Source organism: Streptomyces glaucescens, assembly GCF_002154375.1.
Taxonomy (GTDB): domain Bacteria; phylum Actinomycetota; class Actinomycetes; order Streptomycetales; family Streptomycetaceae; genus Streptomyces; species Streptomyces glaucescens.
In genome coordinates, this window is record NZ_MUND01000790.1 from 1 (window position 1) to 2914 (window position 2914).

Annotated in this window: 2 protein-coding genes; one reads left to right on the plus strand and one right to left on the minus strand. The window is 72.4% G+C overall.

All coding sequences use genetic code 11. The features are described 5' to 3' along the window. Positions 1 to 135: 135 nt before the first annotated feature. Entirely contained in the window at positions 136 to 1026 is an 891-nt protein-coding gene (locus tag CCN42_RS37305; RefSeq protein WP_086741718.1) for a glycoside hydrolase family 19 protein, read from the minus strand. A gap of 571 nt (positions 1027 to 1597) precedes the next feature. Here CCN42_RS37305 and CCN42_RS37310 point away from each other — a divergent pair. Beyond that, entirely contained in the window at positions 1598 to 2854 is a 1257-nt protein-coding gene (locus CCN42_RS37310; protein ID WP_086741719.1) for a serine hydrolase domain-containing protein, read from the plus strand. Positions 2855 to 2914: the final 60 nt, after the last annotated feature.

Consider the following 2914-nt stretch of genomic DNA (forward strand, 5'->3'; position numbering starts at 1 on the left):
GCCACGACGGCGGCGCGAGCGCCGCGGTCGTGGCGTGCAGGGAGCGGGGATGCCTGGGCGCGTGCGGGACGCCCCCGGGACCGCGCGAGCAGGGCCACGACATGACGCATGGCGCCACGTGCCGGGGGCCCGCTGTCAGCAGTAGAGGTTTGCGCCGGGTGACGTCCCGAGGATCTGCGTGAACCGCTGGTAGTTGTTCACGCGGCTCTGCACCTGCGCCGGGTTCTTCCCGTCGCACTCCAGGGAGCCGTTGATGCTGCGGATCGTCTGGCCGAAACCGGCGCCGTTGACCATGGCGTTGTGCGGGGTCATGCTGCCGGGGCCGGTCTGGGTGTTCCAGTACCACAGGGCCGTCTTCCAGGCGACGGCCGAGTCGTTCTGCACCAGCCAGGGGTTGCCCAGCAGGTCGATGCCGAGCGCGTCGCCCGCCGCCTTGTAGTTGAAGTTCCAGCTCAGCTGGATCGGGCCGCGTCCGTAGTAGGCGGCCTGCCCGGCCGGACAGCCGTAGGGCCGACTCCAGTCGCAGTAATGCGGGTAGTTGGCGGTGTTCTGCTCCACCACGTGCACCAGACCGCCGGTCTCGTGGCTGACGTTGGCCAGGAACGCCGCGGCCTCCTGCTTCTTCACCGTGTCGCTGCCGGTGTTGGCGAAGCCGGGATAGGCGCTCAGGGCCGCGGTGAGGCCGCTGTAGCTGTAGAAGGAGTTCCGGTTGGGGAACATCTGGTTGAACTGCGCCTCCGTCACGACGAAGCGCGTGCTGGGCGTGCCCGGCCCGCTGTCGCAGGCGTACGGCTCCCAGTACCAGGTGCTGATGACCGGGTCGTAACCCGGGTTGGCGTGCTCGGCGATGTACGCCTTGCCATCGGTGTAGCGGACGATGTCGCCGGCGTTGTACGACTTGCCGGCCACCCAGTTGGGGTAGGTGGAGCACGCGGCGGCGGCGGCGTTCGAGGCCGGGAGCAGCACCGGGGCGGTGCCGGCGAGGGCGAGGGCGGCCAGGAGGGCGGAGACACGGCGTCTCGACACGGGAATCAACTCCTTTGCGGGACACGGCCGCTCCCGGGCGAGGGCAGGGCGGAACAGAGCCTTCGCCGCACGCACCGGCGGACCGGTCACGGCTGGGCGCGGCCGTGGTGGGGGGTTGTGGAGGCACACTCAACCGTGTTGGTCTGTACCAGTCAAGGGTGTAGACCAGTCAGACATGGTCCGGCCGACGGGAGCTGATGCCCGGTCAGCGCCGGGCGAGTTCGTCCTGCGGCGGCGGCCGGGGAACGCGCCTCCGTCCGGATGCCGGGGCCGGCACGATCGCCGCCTCGTGAGCCTGCGCGGCCCGGGTGTCACGCAGGGGCCCGAGGTCCTGGGACCCGCACCCGCACTCCCCCGTAGCGTCCCTTTCCCGCCGGTCGCCGCGGACCCGTCCGCCGCTGCGAGCCCGGCCGGTGTCGCGGAAACCGTCGCCGTGGAAAGCCGCCGCCGTGGAAGCAGCACCCGTATCGGGAACCCCCGCAGGCGCGTTGCACTCATCATCCATGGGCATGGGAGACGGCGCGCAAGGACGCCGGGACTCCCCCGCTTTTCCGAGACGCGAGGACCTGACGTGACCTTCTCACCGCACCGGCGCCTGGCCGTGGGCGCCACCCTGATCGCCGCCATCGTGGGCGGGGTCACCCCCGCCGCCGCCCATGCGACCACCGCCGCGCCCTCCGCCCCCGCCGCTTCACGCGCGGCGGCTCCCGCGCCCGACATGGAGGGCGTGGTCGCGGCGCTGAACGCCGCGATGGCCAACGGCGCGCCGGGCGCCATGGCGCGCTACACCGGGCCCGAGGGCGTCCAGGCCCGGGCGGTCGGGGTCCGGGACCGGGTCTCGGGCGCGGCCATGGACAGCCGGGCGCGGTTCCGCGTGGGCAGCGTCAGCAAGACCTTCTCGTCCGTGGTGCTGCTGCAGTTGGCGGACGAGGGCAGAGTGGAGCTCGACGCCCCGGTGAACCGCTACCTGCCCGGGCTGCTCCCGGACGAGCGGATCACGGTGCGTCACCTGCTGACCCACCGCAGTGGGCTGGCGGATTACACCGACAAGATGTTCGCCCAGACCGTGCCGGGCTTCGAGTCCGTACGCAACCGGGTCTTCGGCTACCGGGAACTGGTGGACCTCTCGCTGAGCGAACCGCGCACCACCGAGCCCGGCGCGGCGTACAAGTACTCCAACGCCAACTTCGTGGTGGTGGGCATGCTCATCGAGGAGATCACCGGCAAGCCGGTGGGCCAGGAGTACGAGCGCCGCATCATCAAGCCGCTGCGGCTGCGCAACACCGCGTACGTCCACCCCGACACGCGCGTCGAGGGCCTGCACGTGCGCGGCTACCTGCACCCCGACGAGGCCGGCGCGCCGCTCGTCGACTCCACCGAGCAGACGGTCTCCTGGGCGCAGTCGGCCGGGGCGGTCATCTCGAACCCGGCGGACCTGAACACCTTCATGACCGCGCTGATGCGGGGCCGGCTGCTGTCGCCGCGGATGCTGGACGCCATGACCACGGTCACCCCCACGGACGCCACGAACACCCGGTTCTACGGGCTGGGTCTGCGCCGCTACGACCTGTCCTGCGGCACCCAGGTGTACGGGCACACCGGCACCGTGCAGGGGTACTACACCTACGCCTTCGCGACCCGGGACGGCCGGCGCGGCCTGTCGGCGATGGCGAACACCTCGAACCGGGGGGCGGCCAACACGGCGCTCGGCGGGTCGCTGGAGGCCGCCTTCTGCGGGAAGAAGCCGGCGGCCGCGGCGTCGTCGTCCCGCGCGGTGCGCGGCGTACCGGTGCTGCCGGCCGAGGCGGACCTGCCCGAGCGCCGCTGAGGCGGGCCCGGGGCCGGGCCCGTGCGGGCCGGCCCCGGTGGGTCCTGCGGGGCCGGCCCG